This window comes from Streptomyces sp. NBC_00190, assembly GCF_036203305.1.
Taxonomy (GTDB): domain Bacteria; phylum Actinomycetota; class Actinomycetes; order Streptomycetales; family Streptomycetaceae; genus Streptomyces.
In genome coordinates this window covers 7,347,055-7,362,474 of the sequence record NZ_CP108131.1, presented here as the reverse complement: position 1 = coordinate 7,362,474, position 15,420 = coordinate 7,347,055, and the positions used below count along the sequence as shown (strand labels likewise).

Sequence of the window (15,420 nt, the reverse complement as noted above, 5' to 3'; positions counted from 1 at the left end):
CCACTAGCTTGCGGTAATTGCCGACCCATGACGACCGGAAGGAGGCGACCGGCGGATGTACACCAGCTCTGATCTTGGTCGCCTCGCCCAGTGCACGGTCTGGGTTCCGGGTCGGATCGCGCACGGCTGCTAGCACGCCGTTCTGATGTGCCCGTTCGCGGCACGTCATGTGCCCGTTCGCGGCACATTCCGGGTTTCCCGTCACACCTTCCGGCACGTCGCTGTTGCGTGCCTTTCTGCGCCCGTTCCTCTCACGCGCGGCGCGTCTGAACACAGAAAGCTGCCTGAAATTGGCGAACATGATGCATCGACCGATCACGCACCGAAACGAAGGCCTGCCATGGTAGCGGCGCGGATCACGGTCAACGGGAAAGAAGCACCGATTTCACCGGCTGCGCCCCACACCACAGCGCTTGATTTCCTGCGCGAGCGCGGCCTCACGGGAACCAAGGAGGGCTGCGCCGAGGGTGAGTGCGGCGCCTGTTCGATCCTGGTGGCTCGCCCCGGAGTGAACAAGCCCACCGACTGGGTGGCGGTCAACGCCTGCCTGGTCCCGGCAGCGGCCCTCGACGGTCAGGAGGTCATCACCTCCGAGGGCCTCGCGACCGCCGGCGAGCCCGGCACACCGGCCACCCTGCACCCGGTGCAGGAGGAGATGGCGGTCCGTGGCGGCTCCCAGTGCGGCTACTGCACTCCGGGATTCATCTGCAGTATGGCCGCCGAGTACTACCGGCCCGACCGCTGCGCGCACGGGGAGCCGGGCGACAGCGCTGACTCGGGCGACGACGCCGACGCCGAGCACGGTCCGAACGGTTTCGATCTGCACGCGCTGAGCGGGAACCTGTGCCGGTGCACCGGCTATCGCCCGATTCGCGATGCCGCGTTCGCCGTCGGTACGCCCACGGACGAGGACCCGCTGGCGCAGCGTCGCGAGCAGTCCCCGCCCGCACCGGTCGCCACCGAATACACCCAGGACGACAGCACGTTCCTGCGGAAGAACACCCTCGCCGAAACGCTGCAGTTGCTGCGCGAGCGGCCCGACGCGGTGGTGGTCGCCGGCTCCACCGACTGGGGCGTCGAGGTGAACATCCGTTCCCGACGGGCCGATTGCGTGGTCGGCATCGACCGGCTGCCCGAACTGCGCAAGCTGCGGGTCGCATCCGACCACATCGAGATCGGGGCGGCGCTGACGCTCACCGAGATCGAACGCCGTCTCGACGGCGACGTCCCGCTGCTGGCTGAACTGTTCCCGCAGTTCGCGTCCCGGCTCATCCGCAACGGCGCGACCCTCGGCGGCAACCTGGGTACCGGCTCCCCCATCGGCGACAGTCCGCCGGTGCTGCTCGCGCTGGAGGCATCGGTGGTGCTCGCCGGCGCCGACGGTGAGCGCGAGGTCCCGCTGGCGGACTACTTCACCGGCTACCGGCAGAGCGTGCGGCGTCCCGGCGAGCTGATCCGCTCGGTACGCATCCCGTTGCCGCTGTCGCCGGTCGTGGCCTTCCACAAGATCGCCAAGCGGCGCTTCGACGACATCTCCAGCGTGGCGGTCGCTTTCGCGCTCGACATCGAGGACGGGATCGTCCGCAAGGCCCGCATCGGCCTGGGCGGCGTGGCCGCCACCCCGATCCGGTCCCTCGCCGCCGAGGCGGCCCTGGAGGGCAAGCGGTGGTCGACGGAGACCGTCGAGGCCGCTGCCCGGGAGCTGCGGGGCGAGGGCACACCGATGAGCGATCACCGCGCCAGTTCCCTCTACCGTTCCGCGATGCTGGGCCAGAGCCTGCTGAAGCTGTACGCGCAAACCACCGAGGCGGTGTCGTCATGAGCCATTTGTCCGAACGCCCCGAAAAGCCTGTCGTCGGCGTCTCGATGCCGCACGAGAGTGCCACCCTGCACGTCACCGGCGCCGCGCTGTACACCGACGACCTGGTCCACCGCACCAAGGACGTCCTGCACGCCTACCCGGTCCAGGTCATGAAGGCGCACGGCAGGATCATCGCGCTGCGCACCGAGCCCGCGCTCGCCGTGCCGGGCGTGGTCCGCGTCCTGACCGGTGCCGACGTACCCGGTGTCAACGACGCCGGAATGAAGCACGACGAGCCGCTCTTCCCCGACACGGTCATGTTCTACGGCCACGCGGTCGCCTGGGTGCTCGGCGAGACCCTGGAGGCGGCCCGGCTCGGTGCGGCGGCCGTCGAGGTGGAACTCGACGAACTGCCCTCCGTGGTCACGCTGCAGGACGCGATCGCCGGCGAGAGCTTCCACGGCGCCCGGCCCCTGATGGTGACCGGCGACGTCGACGCCGGATTCGCCGACTCCGCGCACGTGTTCACCGGTGAGTTCCAGTTCTCCGATCAGGAGCACTTCTACCTGGAGACGCACGCCGCCCTGGCCCACATCGACGAGGGCGAGCAGGTGTTCATCCAGAGCAGCACCCAGCACCCCTCGGAGACCCAGGAAATCGTCGCGCACGTGCTCGGTCTGCACAGCCACGAGGTGACCGTGCAGTGTCTGCGGATGGGCGGCGGCTTCGGCGGCAAGGAAATGCAGCCGCACGGGTTCGCGGCCGTCGCCGCTCTCGGCGCCAAGCTGACCGGCCGGCCGGTCCGGGTACGGCTCAACCGGACCCAGGACCTGACCATGTCCGGCAAGCGCCACGGCTTCCACGCCCAGTGGAAGATCGGCTTCGACGCCGACGGCCGGATCCGTGCCCTGGACGCCACCTTGACCGGGGACGGCGGCTGGAGCCTGGACCTCTCCGAGCCCGTGGTGGCCCGTGCGCTGTGCCACATCGACAACACGTACTGGATTCCCAACGCGCGCATCGCCGGTCGCATCGCCAAGACCAACAAGGTCTCCAACACCGCCTTCCGCGGCTTCGGCGGACCGCAGGGCATGCTGGTCATCGAAGACATCATGGGCCGGTGCGCGCCGCTGCTCGGCCTCGATCCGATGGAGCTGCGGGAGCGCAACTTCTACCAGCAGGGCCAGCCGACGCCGTACGGTCAGCCGGTCGGTCACCCCGAGCGGATCTCCGCCGTGTGGAACCAGGTTCTGGACAACGGGGGCATCGCCGACCGCAAGCGGGAGATCGCGGCCTACAACGCCGCGCACCCGAACACCAAGCGGGCGCTCGCGATCACCGGCATCAAGTTCGGAATCTCGTTCAACCTCACCGCCTTCAACCAGGCCGGTGCGCTGGTGCTGGTCTACAAGGACGGTTCCGTCCTGATCAACCACGGCGGGACCGAGATGGGCCAGGGCCTGCACACCAAGATGCTGCAGGTGGCCGCGACCACGCTGGGCATCCCGCTGCACAAGGTGCGGCTGGCCCCAACGCGCACCGACAAGGTGCCCAACACCTCTGCCACCGCCGCCAGTTCCGGTGCGGACCTCAACGGTGCCGCGGTGAAGGACGCCTGCGAGCAGATCCGCGAGCGGCTGCTCCAGGTGGCCGGCACCCAGCTGGGTACGAACGCCTCGGACGTGCGCATCGTCGAGGGCGTCGCACGCGGCCTCGGCAGCGACAAGGAACTGGCCTGGGACGACCTGGTGCGCACCGCGTACTTCCAGCGGGTCCAGTTGTCGGCGTCCGGTTACTACCGGACCGAGGGCCTGCACTGGGACGCGAAGGCGTTCCAGGGCTCGCCGTTCAAGTACTTCTCCTACGGCGCCGCCGCGGCCGAGGTGGAGGTGGACGGCTTCACCGGCGCCTACCGCATCCGGCGCGTGGACATCGTGCACGATGTCGGCGACAGCCTGTCCCCGATGATCGACATCGGTCAGGTGGAGGGCGGCTTCGTGCAGGGCGCGGGCTGGCTGACGCTCGAAGACATGCGGTGGGACACCGGTGACGGGCCCCATCGAGGTCGGCTGCTGACCCAGGCCGCGAGTACCTACAAGCTGCCGAGCTTCTCGGAGATGCCCGAGGAGTTCAACGTCACGCTGATGGAGAACGCCACCGAAGAGGGCGCCGTGTACGGGTCCAAGGCAGTGGGCGAGCCTCCGCTGATGCTGGCGTTCTCGGTGCGAGAGGCGCTGCGGCAGGCGGCCGCCGCGTTCGGGCCGAGCGGGGTCAGCGTCGAGTTGGCCTCGCCGGCGACGCCGGAAGCGGTGTACTGGGCGATCGAGGAGGCCCGCCGGGGAGCTGCCTCCCAGAACGGTCACGCCGACAACGGCATGGTCCGAATCGACGCGACAGCGCTGAGCGGTGCCTGACATGACGTGGGTCGCCGCGGTCGCACGGTTGCGGGCACGCCGGGAAGCCGGCGTGCTGGTGACCGTCGCGACCGTGCGCGGCCATGCCCCGCGCGACGCCGGTGCGAAGCTGGTGGTGGGGCAGAGTGAGACGTGGGGCTCGATCGGCGGCGGCAACGTGGAGGCCGTCGCGATCGATCGGGCGCGGGAGATGATCGCCGCGTCCAAGCCTGAGCCCGAGCTGATCGATTTCGCCCTGAACGACAAAGTGACCAACCAGCACGGCGTGCAGTGCTGCGGCGGCACGGTCTCGGTGCTGCTCGAACCCCTGCCAGTGGTACGGGCGGTGGCGGTCTTCGGCGTGGGGCACGTCGGGCTGGAACTGGCGCGCATCATGGCACGCCAAGACCTCGACCTCCACCTGATCGACACCCGCTCCGACATGCTCGCCAAGGAGCGGCTCGACGTGCTGGCGGACGCGGTGGCGCAGGTACATGTGCATCACACGCCGCTGCTGCCCGAGGAGGTGCTGGAGGAGCTGCCGCGCGGCACCCACATCCTGATCATGACCCATGATCATGCCGAGGACGCCGCTCTGTGCGACGCCGCCTTGCGCACCACCCACCTCGGCTCCATCGGGCTGATCGGTTCGGCGGCCAAGTGGGTGCGGTTCCGCAAACGCCTCTCCACCGAGGGCGGTCACGACGAGGCCACCATCGATCGGATCAAGACCCCGATCGGGCTGGCCGACATCACCGGCAAGGAACCCGCGACGATCGCCGTGAGCGTCGCTGCCGATTTGCTGCACACCTTCGAAACCGAGGGCGACTGACTCTCCACCCGCATCGACAAGGGTGCCCCGCGCTCGTGCGAACGCACACATGCGCGCGGGGCACCCCTTCGGCACGCCCACGCCCGTCACCCCAACCGGCATCGGCGGTGAAGGAAAGGCAAAAGCCCCAGGTCACGACAAGTGAGTCCTGAGGCTTCCGCGATTCGCTCGATGCCGGTGCGCGGTGAACCAGGTGTTCAGTAGTCGATGCGGTCGGACTTGGCCAGCCACGCGTCGAACGGCGCCGTACGGTTCGGCATGTCCACTCGCTCGATCGTCATCGGCCACAGCTCCGCGGGCCTCTTTTCGAACAGGTCGTAGAACTTGCGGTCGTCGAAACCGGCCACCGCGGCGTCATCCCGATCGGCGGCGAAGAGGATCCGGTCGACTCTCGCCCACAGCGCAGAGGAAAGACACATCGGACACGGCTCACACGAGGTGACCAGCACGCAGCCCTCGAGCGAGAAGGTGCCCAGCATCTGGCAGGCGGCACGGATCGCGGTCACCTCACCATGGGCCGTCGGGTCCAGGTTCGAGGTGACGTTGTTGTTCCCGATCGCCACGATTGCGCCGTCCTTGGCGATCAGTGCGCCGAACGGACCGCCGCCGTTCTTCACGCTGTTGGTGGCAAGGCCGATGGCCTCGTCCATCCAGCTGCGCTCGAGCTCCTGGATGCTCGTTTCCTGGGCGTGCGCGGTCATGGTCACTCCTATGTCGCAGACGGTGGGGATTACCCGAATGCTCTGCCGTGCGGGACACCGCACGGACAGATCAGCCGGGCCAACAAGTGGGTCCCGCGGGTGCCGCCTTGCGACCAGCTCGGTCGGCGACACCCGCGGGTGATCAGCGCGGCGGTGCGCCGACCATGTGCTCCGGGTCGGTGATCGGCTCATCGAGGTCCTGCGTGGTGCGGACGGAAGAAGTCTGAGTTGTCATCAGGAAACCTCTACTGTCCCTTCCGTGCCTGTTCACATGCTGTCAATGCGGAATAGCGCAAGTACATCCGCCAGGCCACGTGGCGGGAAGTCACCGAACCCATGAAGGAGTTGGCTGGCCGACTGACTCCTCTTGTAGAGACGTATGAAAGACAGGGTGCAGTGGATCCTTCGCAGACTCGGCTGAACCACCGGGGCAGCGAGCGGTGGTGAGACGCGTCGTGTCGGTCCAGGGCAGCTTGCCGAGCACCAGGTCGCGGACGATCTCGCCGGCGGCGGGTGCCTGGCACAGCCCGAGCGCTGGGTGAAGTACCACAGTTTCTCCAGGCCGCAGTAGCCCAGGAACTCGGCGGGGACGCCGACCAGGAGGCGCGCCATGTGGCGCAGGGAGTCGATCGGCACGTCCTGGACGGCGGCTCGGATGAGGCCGCCGTAGGCGGCGGATCCGGCCGACGGGCGTGACCGGCATCGGTTCGGTCAACTCGCCGTACTTGATGCCCAGATGCTGCGGTCCGGAGAGGAACATGGTCCCGTTCGGCGCCTCGCGCCGGTCGGCGAACCGGTGCGACGGGTGCGTGTACAGCAGCTCGTGGATCGGCGCCACGTGATACAGGTGCTCTCCCGCCACCAGCGCGTGACCCTGCAGGCTGCGGTACGGCAGCGACTCCCAGAGCAGTTCGGCTCATGCGGGGTTCCTGTCGTCGAGCTCCGCGGTGACGGCGATCCCCAGATCTGGCCAGGAAGTCTCGGTGGTCCGGCCGGACACCTCGGACGAGGTATCCGCTTCGTACGGCAATGGCTGCGTCACGTCTGTTCCCTGATTCGTATGGATGGCATGCGGACCGCCACGTGGGCCGGGGTCGAACCCGGCCCGCGCCGCGGCTGCTTCTGCGCGAAGTGGTCCCGCATGGAATCGGCATGCTTCGCCATCAGGGAGATGATCGTGTCCACGACTTCGTTGTCCGCTGAGGGCGGGCGCCGCCATCCACGGTGTCGGGCCCGAAGTCCGGCCGGAGCATTAAGGGTGGATCAACTGAGCCTTAAGGCTGCCTGGTCTCCTCGCCTCCGCGTCGGTCACGACGGCCGGCACGAGCGCTGCACGCGTCGATCACCAAGGGCGGCAGCGCTTCCACCTGCGCCTTTGAACGTGCTCCGTGAGCCCCGAGCCGGCGTGGCATGCCGCGCGGCGCCCAAAACCCCCTCACCGCTGGATTTGTAACGCGGCGACAAGGAATGACCTCGCGTGTGATGTCGGGCGTATCCAGGACGGGGGGAGACAGCGTCCATCGGATCGAGGAGTGTCAATGTCCCGGAAACGGACTATGAGTTTTAAGAAGAAGCTCGTGCTCTCTGTCGTCACCGGAGCCCTGGTGACCGGAGGGGTCATCGCCACGGTGGCGACCGGCAACGCCGCCATCCCCGACGTCGTGTGCCCGGGGTCGACGGTGACACTGTCCGGCGAGGCGGGAGCCCCGGCGGCAACCAGCGGGACCTTCCCCGTGGGAACGAAGCTGAAGGTCACGAACCTCGACAACGGCCAAGCCACCACCGTGACCGTGAACGGCCCGTCCGGCAGCTGCGTCCTCCTCAACAACGCAGCCTTCGACAAGGTCCGCGAACCCGGCAAGAACCTCATCCGACGAGCACGCATCGAACGCGTCGCCGGCAACGACGCCCCGGCCAGCGCGACAAGCACACCCGGCGCAGCAGCCGGACAGGCACCCCCGGCCACCGGAGAAGTGGTCTGCCCCGGATCGACGGTGACACTGTCAGGCCAGGCGGGAGCCCCGGCGGCAACCAGCGGAACCTTCCCCGTGGGAACGAAGCTGAAGGTCACGAACCTCGACAACGGCCAAGCCACCACCGTGACCGTGAACGGCCCGTCCGGCAGCTGCGTCCTCCTCAACAACGCAGCCTTCGACAAGGTCCGCGAACCCGGCAAGAACCTCATCCGACGAGCACGCATCGAACGCGTCGCCGGCAACGACGCGCCGGCCAGCGCGACAAGCACACCCGGCGCAGCAGCCGGACAGGCACCCCCGGCCACCGGAGAAGTGGTCTGCCCCGGATCGACCGTGACACTGTCGGGCCAGGCGGGAGCCCCGGCGGCAACCAGCGGGACCTTCCCCGTGGGAACGAAGCTGAAGGTCACGAACCTCGACAACGGCCAAGCCACCACCGTGACCGTGAACGGCCCGTCCGGCAGCTGCGTCCTCCTCAACAACGCAGCCTTCGACAAGGTCCGCGAACCCGGCAAGAACCTCATCCGACAAGCACGCATCGAACGCGTGGGCTGAGCGACCGGCACCGGCGAGGCCCCGCCGCGGAATCTGTTGCGGCGGGGTCCGGGGTGCCTGAGGCGTCAGGATGCAGGCACCGGAATTTCCGGCGCCAGCGAGTTGCCCGCGGGGATGCGGCCGCAGTCGGACGGGGCGTTGCCGCCCGCGAACCGGTCGCCCAGCCAGCTCATCGCGAGGGGTGCCCAGACGACGGGCACGCCGACGTGACTGAGCAGGTCGAACTGCTGGTACTTGATCGACCTGTTGCCGGTCCCGCAGTACTGCCGGGCGAGTGCCCGCACGTCTCCGGCGACCATGACCCCGTCGCCGGTGCCGATGCCCGGGCGGTTGCTGAAGGTTCCCTCCAGGACGCCCCCGTTGCCCTGCGCGATGAGCCCCGGGATGGCCGGGGTGGGCGCCGAGCCGAGGTTGATCCTGTTCACCGCCTCGGCGAAGGCAGGCACCGAATTCGGGTCGGCGTACTGCGGCTTCGCCAGCTTCTTCCAGGTCAGCCCGGGGTAGTGGCCCAGCGCGTCGACGATCGACCCGCGCTCCAGCTTCTCGTACACCTCCAGGCCGTAGCTGTTCAGGTAGGGCTTGAGGTCGATGCCGTACGACCGGGAGACGCCGATGATCGCCATGGGGATGACACCCGTCCACACGAGGGAGCCGTCCACGTACTTGAGGTTGTGTGCCGGGTCCACGAGCAGACCGCCCTCGGCGAAACCCACCAGCTTGCTGTTGACCTCGGGCGCGTAGGACGGTGCGAGCGCGGCCGCCCAGTTGGTCGCGATGGCGCCGCCGGAGTATCCCATCAGGCCGAACCTGGTGTCGGGGTTCATGCCGGTCTCCGCGGACCTGGTCGCGGCGCGGATCGAGTCCAGCGTGTTGGTCGCGTACTCCGGGCCGGCCGCGAAGTTGGCGGTCTGCCCCTCCGTGTCCGGGATGACGAGGTTGTAGCCCTGCAGCAGCAGCGGCGCCAGGAAGACGGACTCGGCGTTCGCGATGACGCCGCCCAGGCTGAGGTCACCGGCGATGGCCCGGGACGGGCCGTCCTCGGGGTTGAGCGAGTCGTAGAACGACTGGTAGGACACCGCCTTGCTGCCATCGCCCGTCAGGCTGCGCACCACCGTGGTCACGTTGGCGGACGGACGGCCCTGGGCGTCGGTCGTGCGATAGAGCAGTTGGATCGCCGTGACCGGCGTGGGAAGGCCCACGAGGTGGTACTGCAGTGTCCTCGTCTTCAGCACGGTGCCCGGCGCGAACGAGGACAGGGGCTCGTTGCCGGTGTAGGCGTAAAAGGGATCGCTCGCGGTGGCACTCGACGGCGCGGCTGCGGCGGCCGTGGCCGCCGGAGCCGCGGTCACGACCATCGCGGCGACAAGGGCGGTGGCCAGGAGACGGACAGTGTTTTTGGGCATGACTCCCCCGAATCGTGGAATGGGATCGCTGGACTTGTCGGAGAGGGAAGGTGTCAGCGAAGTGGCTGCTCCGCGCGGTCTGGTGGACCGACCGGAACTGGACGTTCCGGACAACGCCACCGCAGGGGCCTAGCAACGCCACGGTGGGGGCGCAGCAACGCCACCGTGGCGGTCCATCGGCCGCCGTGTGCCGGGCCTGATGTGTGCTCAGGTTTCCGGTCCGTGGAATGCGCACCGATCAGGTGGCGCGGGTCGCCCCGGCAGGGAGGCGGCGTGATCAGGTGGGGGCGCGGCGGCCTGTTGCGCGGGCACGGCGGTCCTCCGGTGCGGGTGGGGGCGTGGGGATCCGGTGGAGATGCGGTCTGGGTCGGAACGCGTCTGGCGATCCACCGGGCGGGCGTGTTACCAACTAGTAAGTAACGTCCCGGTAACCAGAATGGGGGCGGGACGGAGCGATGTCTCCGGGTTGTACAACAGAGATACGTGAGGTGGATTGTGACCGAGTCCAAACCCGCGGAAAGCGCGGTGGGACCGCAGTTCGGCGGCATCCCGGTCCACAAGCGGCTTCTGGCTGCCGCGCCGGCCCTGGCGCCCGCGGTGATGGCCCGGCTCGTCGAGCAGCTGCCCGCCTACGGAGCACTGCCCTCGGAACAGCTCCGCGGCGAGATCACCAAGGAGGTGGACCGCGGAATCCGGGCCTTCATCCAGGTGCTGCGCAGCGGCGAGCTGCCGGAGGAGGCCGAACTGGCGAGGATCAGCGAGTCATCGGCTCGGCGCGCTGACGAGGGCGTACCGCTGGAGGCCGTCGTCGGCGCCTACCACTTCGGTGCGGAGGAGTGCGCGGCCCAGGTCCTTTCGACGGCCGAGCCGGGCGACCTGCCGGACGTGCTGCTGGTCCAGCGCCGGCTGCTCGGCTACCTCCGGCAGGTGAGCTGCGCGGTCGCGGCAGGGTACGTACAAGAGCGGCAGGCGGCCCTCGGTGACGAGCAGGTCGCCCGGCAGTCCCTGCTGTCCCGGCTGCTGGAGGGCGGCGACCCGCAGGCCGCGGCCGACCGCGCCGGCATCCGGCTGCCTCCTTCCTACCTCGTCCTGCGCATCGCGATCGGACCGCACCCGGATGAGCTGCGGCCCGGCGTGAACCACTCTGTCGCCGCTCGCCGCAAACTCCGGCGGCTGCGCAACGAATTGCAGCGCCAGACAGCGGGTGTCCCACTGTCCGTGCTGTCCGGCGACGGGGGGCTGGTACTGATCCCGTACGAGACGCCGGCCGCCGGCTTCGCCGCCGCGGACCGGGAGCGGCTCACGCGGCTCGTCGAGCAGCTCGGTCGGATGTGCGGCGCCGAGCTGCTGGTGGCGGCGGCCGCGGCGGCGCCGGACGGCGTCGCGGACGCCGCCCGGATGGTCGGCGAGGTACGGAGAGTGGCGGAGGCATCCGGCCGGGGGCCCGGACTCTACCTCCTCGACGATGTGCTGCTGGAGTACCAGCTGAGCCGCCCGAGCCGGGCCAGGGACGGGCTCGCCGCGCTGCTCGGCCCACTGGCCGGGCGCCCGGAACTGCTCGACACACTGCGCACCTTCCTCGCCTGCGGCCTCGACCGGCGCCGGGCCGCCGCCCGGCTCCAGGTCCACCCCAACACGGTGGACTACCGCCTGCGCAAGGCGACGGAGCTCACCACACTGGACGCGGCCCGGGGCGCCGACCTGCTGACGCTGCACGCCGCACTGGCTGCCCACGACGCCGTACGACGGGGCGAGCCCGACACCGGCTGAGCGTCCTCGCCACACTGGGCAAACGCGGAGTGCAGGGCCACGCAGGGGTCCTCTTCGGCACGGCGAGGCCCCGCGGCCTGACCGGGGTACGAGGGCGTTCGGGCGAGCCCTCCCCCGGGTCCGGCGGCCCCCTGCTGCCGGGCCCGGCATCCTTCGGTACGGCGGCGGCAAGGACCGCAGGCAGGGCAAGGGCGGCCTTCGCGTAGTGCGGTGCCGGCCGAACCCCGCCGCATCGGAGCCGATCCGGAAAGCTGCTCCACATTTGATAGTTGCGGACTGACGGCGGCAGAGCCGGTGGATGATGAGCCGGACATGACCGGAGCCCGTGCAGGGATGCGCTCGTGTCCGCAGCCCGAGTGGCGGAGCGGACGGTGGCTGCGGGCTGCCGTGTTCACCCTGCTCAGCTCGGCGTTGGCCGTCGTAGGTCATCATCTGGCCGCGGGAGACCCGGTTTCCTGGCAGCGGGTGGCGGGCGGGGCGGCGGTCGCCTTCGCCCTGTCGTGGCTCGTCACGCGGACATCCCGGCCTTGGTGGCACGTGGTCGCAGCCACCGGCGCCGCCCGACTCGTCCTGCACCGGGCTCTGTCCGTGCGGCATCCGGTGTTCCACGGACACGCCGAAGCTCACGCAGCAGTGCCACAGATCATGCACGCCGCACACCACAGCATGTGGGCGATGGCGGCAGCGCATGGCGTGGCCACATGTGTGATGGCTCTGCTCATGTACCGCGCGGATCAGGCGCTCAGCCGCCTGCCGGAGACGGTGGGCCGGTGGGGCCAGAGGGCCGTCGCGGCTGCCGCCGCTGTTTTCGGCGCCCTCTGCCGGCCATGGCCCGGCCCGCGCCGGCGGACCGCACCCGTACCTCACAGCGATCTCGCCGTACGACCGGCGGTCACGACGACGCTCTGTCACGCGGTGGTACGTCGGGGGCCTCCTGCCGCGTGCGCGGGAGACGTTCCCCTGATCCCGGCGGGCAGCACCCCTGCGCGGTGAAGCCCGCCCCTCGTACCGAGAGGTTCCTCCATCATGACCGGAACACACACCCGCCCCCGTCTCCGCAGCCTGGGCCTGGCAACCTTCGGCGCCCTGGTGGTCCTCGGCGTTACCGCCGGGCCGGCCGCCGCGCACGCCGAGGTCACCGCCTCGGACTCGCGCGCCCTCGCCGAGAACGTCACACTCTCCTTCACCTCCGAGGCCGAGTCGGACACCGCGGGCATCACGGAGTTGCGGGTCGTCCTCCCGAAGGGCATCACCCCGGACGCCGTCACGCTGAAGGAAGCCCCCAAGGAGTGGAAGCTGACGGCCACCCCCGACGGGTACAGCGTGGGTGGCACTGCCCTGGCCTCGGGAACCGATGCCGAGTACAGCATCACGGTGCGCCAGCTGCCCGACGAGAAGTCCCTGGCGTTCAAAACCCTTGAGACCTACAGCGACGGAAAGATCTCCCGCTGGATCGAGGTGCCCACCGACGGGCAGAAGGTCGACAACCCGGCTCCCGTGCTGGAGCTGAAGGCAGCGGCCCCTGGGGCCAAGCCGATCGCCCCGAGCCCGTCGCCGACGCCGAGCGCCGTCCCGTCCGTGCAGCCGTCGACGGCGGCTCCTCTTGCTCCCGTCGCTGCCGCGAGCGCCGAGGCCACGAACGAGAAGGATGCGGGCAGCAATACCGGAGCGATCCTCGGCGTGGTGGCGGCCGTCGTGGCGCTGGCCACCGTCGGCGCCTTCTGGTGGCTGCGCCGCAGCCGCAGCCGGGCCTGACCGAAGCGGCAGGGGCGCGTGCAGGGCTTGCGCCGGCCCGCCGGGAGAACCGGAGCCCGGCCCGAACAGCGGATGCAATGTACAGGGAGAACGCCCGATCCGAGACTCCGGTACCCGGCTTTAGCCGAAGTTGCGCAACCGGCTCAGTCCCCCGTCCGGCAGCACTATGGTCGCCATCTCGTCATCAGTCCCTGCCCTGCCTGAGTCCGCCGTGTCGCCTCCCGTGAGCCACACCGTCCGACTGCCCCTCCGCACGATCGAGTCCCGGGTGGCCATGGCCCCCGCTCACGACCGCCACCCCGGAGACCGCCCGTCATGCACACAGGCTCAACTCCTGCCAGGAAGCCGCTGACCGTCCTGGCACTGGTCGGCGCCGTACTCGCCCTGCTGCTCGGCGGGGCCGGCCCCGCCCTCGCACACACCGCTCTCAGCGGATCCGATCCCGCGGACGGAGCCGTCCTCGACACACCGCCCCGCCAGGTCACGCTCACGTTCACCGAGTCGGTGAGCTTCCCCGACGACGCACTCAGGGTGCTGTCACCGGCGAACGAACGCGTGAACCCCCGCCCTGCACAGCATGCCGACGGCAAGGGGAACACAGCCCGGGTGGAGCTGTCCGACAAGTTGCCCCAGGGCACCTACACGGTGGCCTGGCGGGTCGTCTCCGCCGACAGCCACCCGATCTCGGGCGCGTTCACCTTCTCCATCGGCAAGCCCTCCGAGACTGCCGCCGCGGTGGCGACGGGCTCACCGGACGACTCGGCAGTCGGCCGCCTCTACGGCTTCTTCCGCTACGTCGCCTACAGCGGCCTCGCCCTCCTCGTGGGTGCGGCCGCGTTCATCCTCGTGTGCTGGCCCGCGGCAGCTGAGCTTCGCCCGGTACGGCGGCTGCTGGTTGCCGGGTGGGCGACCCTGGCAGTGGCCACCGTGGCCCTGCTCCTCCTGCGCGGCCCGTACGAGACGGCGGACCGGCTGACGTCGGCGTTCGACCTGGCTCAGCTGGGCCGAACCGCCACCGGGAGGCCCGGGGTCGCACTGATCGCACGGCTCGCGCTGTTGCTCGTGGCTGCCGCGGTGATGCTGTGGCGCCCGGCCGTGCCACTCGCCCGCCATGATGACGGATCGCAGCCGCCTGATCCCGGGGCCCGGGTCCGCCTGGCCGGGGCGGTGCTCGCCGCGGGCCTGGCGTTCACCTGGGCCGCCGCCGAACACGCCTCCGCCGGGCTCCAGGTGCCGCTTGCCGTTCCGGTCGCCGCGCTCCATCTGCTGGCCATGGGAGTCTGGTTGGGCGGCCTGGTCACGCTGGTGATCGCCCTGCGAGACCGAGGGGCCGGCGGCCACGACGTCCCCGCGTCCGCGGTGGGCCGCTTCTCGACGCTGGCCTTCACCGCGGTCGCCGTTCTGGTCGGCACCGGGGTGTACCAGTCCTGGCGACAGGTCGGTTCATGGGAGGCGCTGACCACCACGTCGTACGGCAGGACCCTCATCGTGAAGGTCGCCGTCGTGGTGCTCGTGCTGTACGTGGCGTCCTTCTCCCGCCGGTGGACCGCCCGCCTCCTCCACGAACCGGTGCCGGCCGCGGAGACACCGAGGGCGCCCGTGCCCGAGGAGGTGAGAGTGGCGCAGATGGTCGGCGCGCCCGGGCCCCCGGAGGTGACGGGCCTGAGCAGGGGGCCCGATGCCCCCGCCGAAGGCCGGGCGGGCGATGCCGTCGGGCCGCCCGTCGCGGAGGCCGCACGGTACCGCCGCAGCCTACGCCGCAACGTGGCGGCCGAAGCCGTACTCGGTGTGGTGGTCCTGGCGATCACCACCTTGCTCACCGGCACCCAACCCAGCCGCGCAGCAGCCGCCGAGGGCGCCTCTGTGGCCATCGTGCAGAAGCCGCAGGTGAAGGTGGTCACGCTTCCGTTCGACATGGGGACGGCCAACCACCGCGGCGAGGTCCAGATCACGCTGGCCCCTGGACGCGTCGGCGAGAACACGGTCGAAGCCGTCGTGTACACCGCGGACGGCGGCCTCGCCACCGTTCCCGAACTCCGCCTCACGCTCACCCAGCGCGACCTGGGAATCGGCCCGCTCGACGCCAAGCTCAACAACCAGAAGGGGTACTGGGCCGCATACGACCTGCGGCTACCCATGCCCGGTGAGTGGGCCATCGACCTCACGGTGCGCACCTCCGATATCGACCAGGTCACCGTGCACGGGACCGTGCGCATCACGTAGCCACCACGGTG

General features: G+C 69.9%; 10 protein-coding genes and 3 pseudogenes. 9 read left to right on the top strand and 4 right to left on the bottom strand.

From position 1 onward, the window contains the following. The first annotated feature begins 340 nt into the window (after positions 1-340). The 3 genes from OG429_RS34105 to xdhC are packed head-to-tail and all read left to right on the top strand — an operon-like array spanning position 341 to position 5,026. Positions 341-1,822: a xanthine dehydrogenase small subunit gene (locus OG429_RS34105; protein ID WP_328929109.1), complete on the top strand. Its 1,482-nt coding sequence runs from the start codon at positions 341-343 to the stop codon at positions 1,820-1,822. Further along, a complete protein-coding gene (xdhB, locus tag OG429_RS34100) occupies positions 1,819-4,215 on the top strand; it encodes a xanthine dehydrogenase molybdopterin binding subunit (RefSeq protein ID WP_328929108.1) in 2,397 nt (798 codons plus the stop codon). Before OG429_RS34105 ends, xdhB begins: the two co-directional genes overlap by 4 nt. 1 nt (position 4,216) lies before the next feature. Continuing rightward, entirely contained in the window at positions 4,217-5,026 is an 810-nt protein-coding gene (xdhC, locus tag OG429_RS34095) for a xanthine dehydrogenase accessory protein XdhC (protein WP_328929107.1), read from the top strand. 197 nt (positions 5,027-5,223) lie between these two features. On the opposite strand, the gene OG429_RS34090 is transcribed toward xdhC, so the two are convergent. From OG429_RS34090 to OG429_RS34080, 3 genes are all read right to left on the bottom strand, one after another. Next, complete coding sequence (locus tag OG429_RS34090; RefSeq protein WP_328929106.1) at positions 5,224-5,727, bottom strand: nucleoside deaminase; 504 nt, start codon at positions 5,725-5,727, stop codon at positions 5,224-5,226. Between the two features lie 267 nt (positions 5,728-5,994). Then, a complete protein-coding gene (locus OG429_RS34085; RefSeq protein ID WP_328929105.1) occupies positions 5,995-6,363 on the bottom strand; it encodes a hypothetical protein in 369 nt (122 codons plus the stop codon). A 402-nt stretch (positions 6,364-6,765) separates the two neighbouring features. Continuing rightward, positions 6,766-6,912: a hypothetical protein gene (locus OG429_RS34080; protein ID WP_328929104.1), complete on the bottom strand. Its 147-nt coding sequence runs from the start codon at positions 6,910-6,912 to the stop codon at positions 6,766-6,768. A 446-nt stretch (positions 6,913-7,358) separates the two neighbouring features. On the opposite strand from OG429_RS34080, the pseudogene OG429_RS41570 reads away from it, so the two are divergent. The 3 pseudogenes from OG429_RS41570 to OG429_RS41560 all read left to right on the top strand — a co-directional run. Next, positions 7,359-7,625, top strand: a pseudogene (locus OG429_RS41570) (hypothetical protein); the annotation flags it as partial. Continuing rightward, positions 7,623-7,937, top strand: a pseudogene (locus OG429_RS41565) (hypothetical protein); the annotation flags it as partial. The pseudogenes OG429_RS41570 and OG429_RS41565, both read left to right, overlap by 3 nt. Continuing rightward, a pseudogene (locus tag OG429_RS41560) lies at positions 7,938-8,258 on the top strand (hypothetical protein); the annotation flags it as partial. 65 nt (positions 8,259-8,323) lie between these two features. On the opposite strand, the gene OG429_RS34070 reads toward OG429_RS41560, so the two are convergent. Then, positions 8,324-9,661 carry a lipase family protein gene (locus OG429_RS34070; RefSeq protein WP_328929102.1) on the bottom strand — a complete coding sequence of 446 codons (1,338 nt, stop codon included), beginning with the start codon at positions 9,659-9,661 and terminating at the stop codon, positions 8,324-8,326. Positions 9,662-10,156: 495 nt separating this feature from the next. On the opposite strand from OG429_RS34070, the gene OG429_RS34065 reads away from it, so the two are divergent. The 3 genes from OG429_RS34065 (at position 10,157) to OG429_RS34055 (ending at position 15,409) form a co-directional block, all read left to right on the top strand. Further along, positions 10,157-11,431, top strand: coding sequence for a PucR family transcriptional regulator (locus OG429_RS34065; protein WP_328929101.1), 1,275 nt, complete (start codon positions 10,157-10,159; stop codon positions 11,429-11,431). A 1,026-nt stretch (positions 11,432-12,457) separates the two neighbouring features. Further along, positions 12,458-13,186 (top strand): DUF1775 domain-containing protein, encoded by a 729-nt coding sequence (locus OG429_RS34060; protein WP_328929100.1) that lies wholly within the window; start codon positions 12,458-12,460, stop codon positions 13,184-13,186. Between the two features lie 315 nt (positions 13,187-13,501). Next, the gene (locus tag OG429_RS34055) at positions 13,502-15,409 is read left to right on the top strand and encodes a copper resistance CopC/CopD family protein (RefSeq protein WP_328929099.1); all 1,908 of its coding nucleotides are present in this window, start codon (positions 13,502-13,504) and stop codon (positions 15,407-15,409) included. The last annotated feature ends 11 nt before the right edge of the window (positions 15,410-15,420 follow it).

What these genes read in the sequence shown, in the direction of transcription:
- OG429_RS34070 (WP_328929102.1), bottom strand. Translation starts at nt 9,661, where the DNA reads ATGCCCAAAAACACTGTCCGTCTCCTGGCCACCGCCCTTGTCGCCGCG.
- OG429_RS34105 (WP_328929109.1), top strand. Translation starts at nt 341, where the DNA reads ATGGTAGCGGCGCGGATCACGGTCAACGGGAAAGAAGCACCGATTTCA.
- OG429_RS34060 (WP_328929100.1), top strand. Translation starts at nt 12,458, where the DNA reads ATGACCGGAACACACACCCGCCCCCGTCTCCGCAGCCTGGGCCTGGCA.
- OG429_RS34090 (WP_328929106.1), bottom strand. Translation starts at nt 5,727, where the DNA reads ATGACCGCGCACGCCCAGGAAACGAGCATCCAGGAGCTCGAGCGCAGC.
- xdhB (WP_328929108.1), top strand. Translation starts at nt 1,819, where the DNA reads ATGAGCCATTTGTCCGAACGCCCCGAAAAGCCTGTCGTCGGCGTCTCG.
- xdhC (WP_328929107.1), top strand. Translation starts at nt 4,217, where the DNA reads ATGACGTGGGTCGCCGCGGTCGCACGGTTGCGGGCACGCCGGGAAGCC.
- OG429_RS34055 (WP_328929099.1), top strand. Translation starts at nt 13,502, where the DNA reads ATGCACACAGGCTCAACTCCTGCCAGGAAGCCGCTGACCGTCCTGGCA.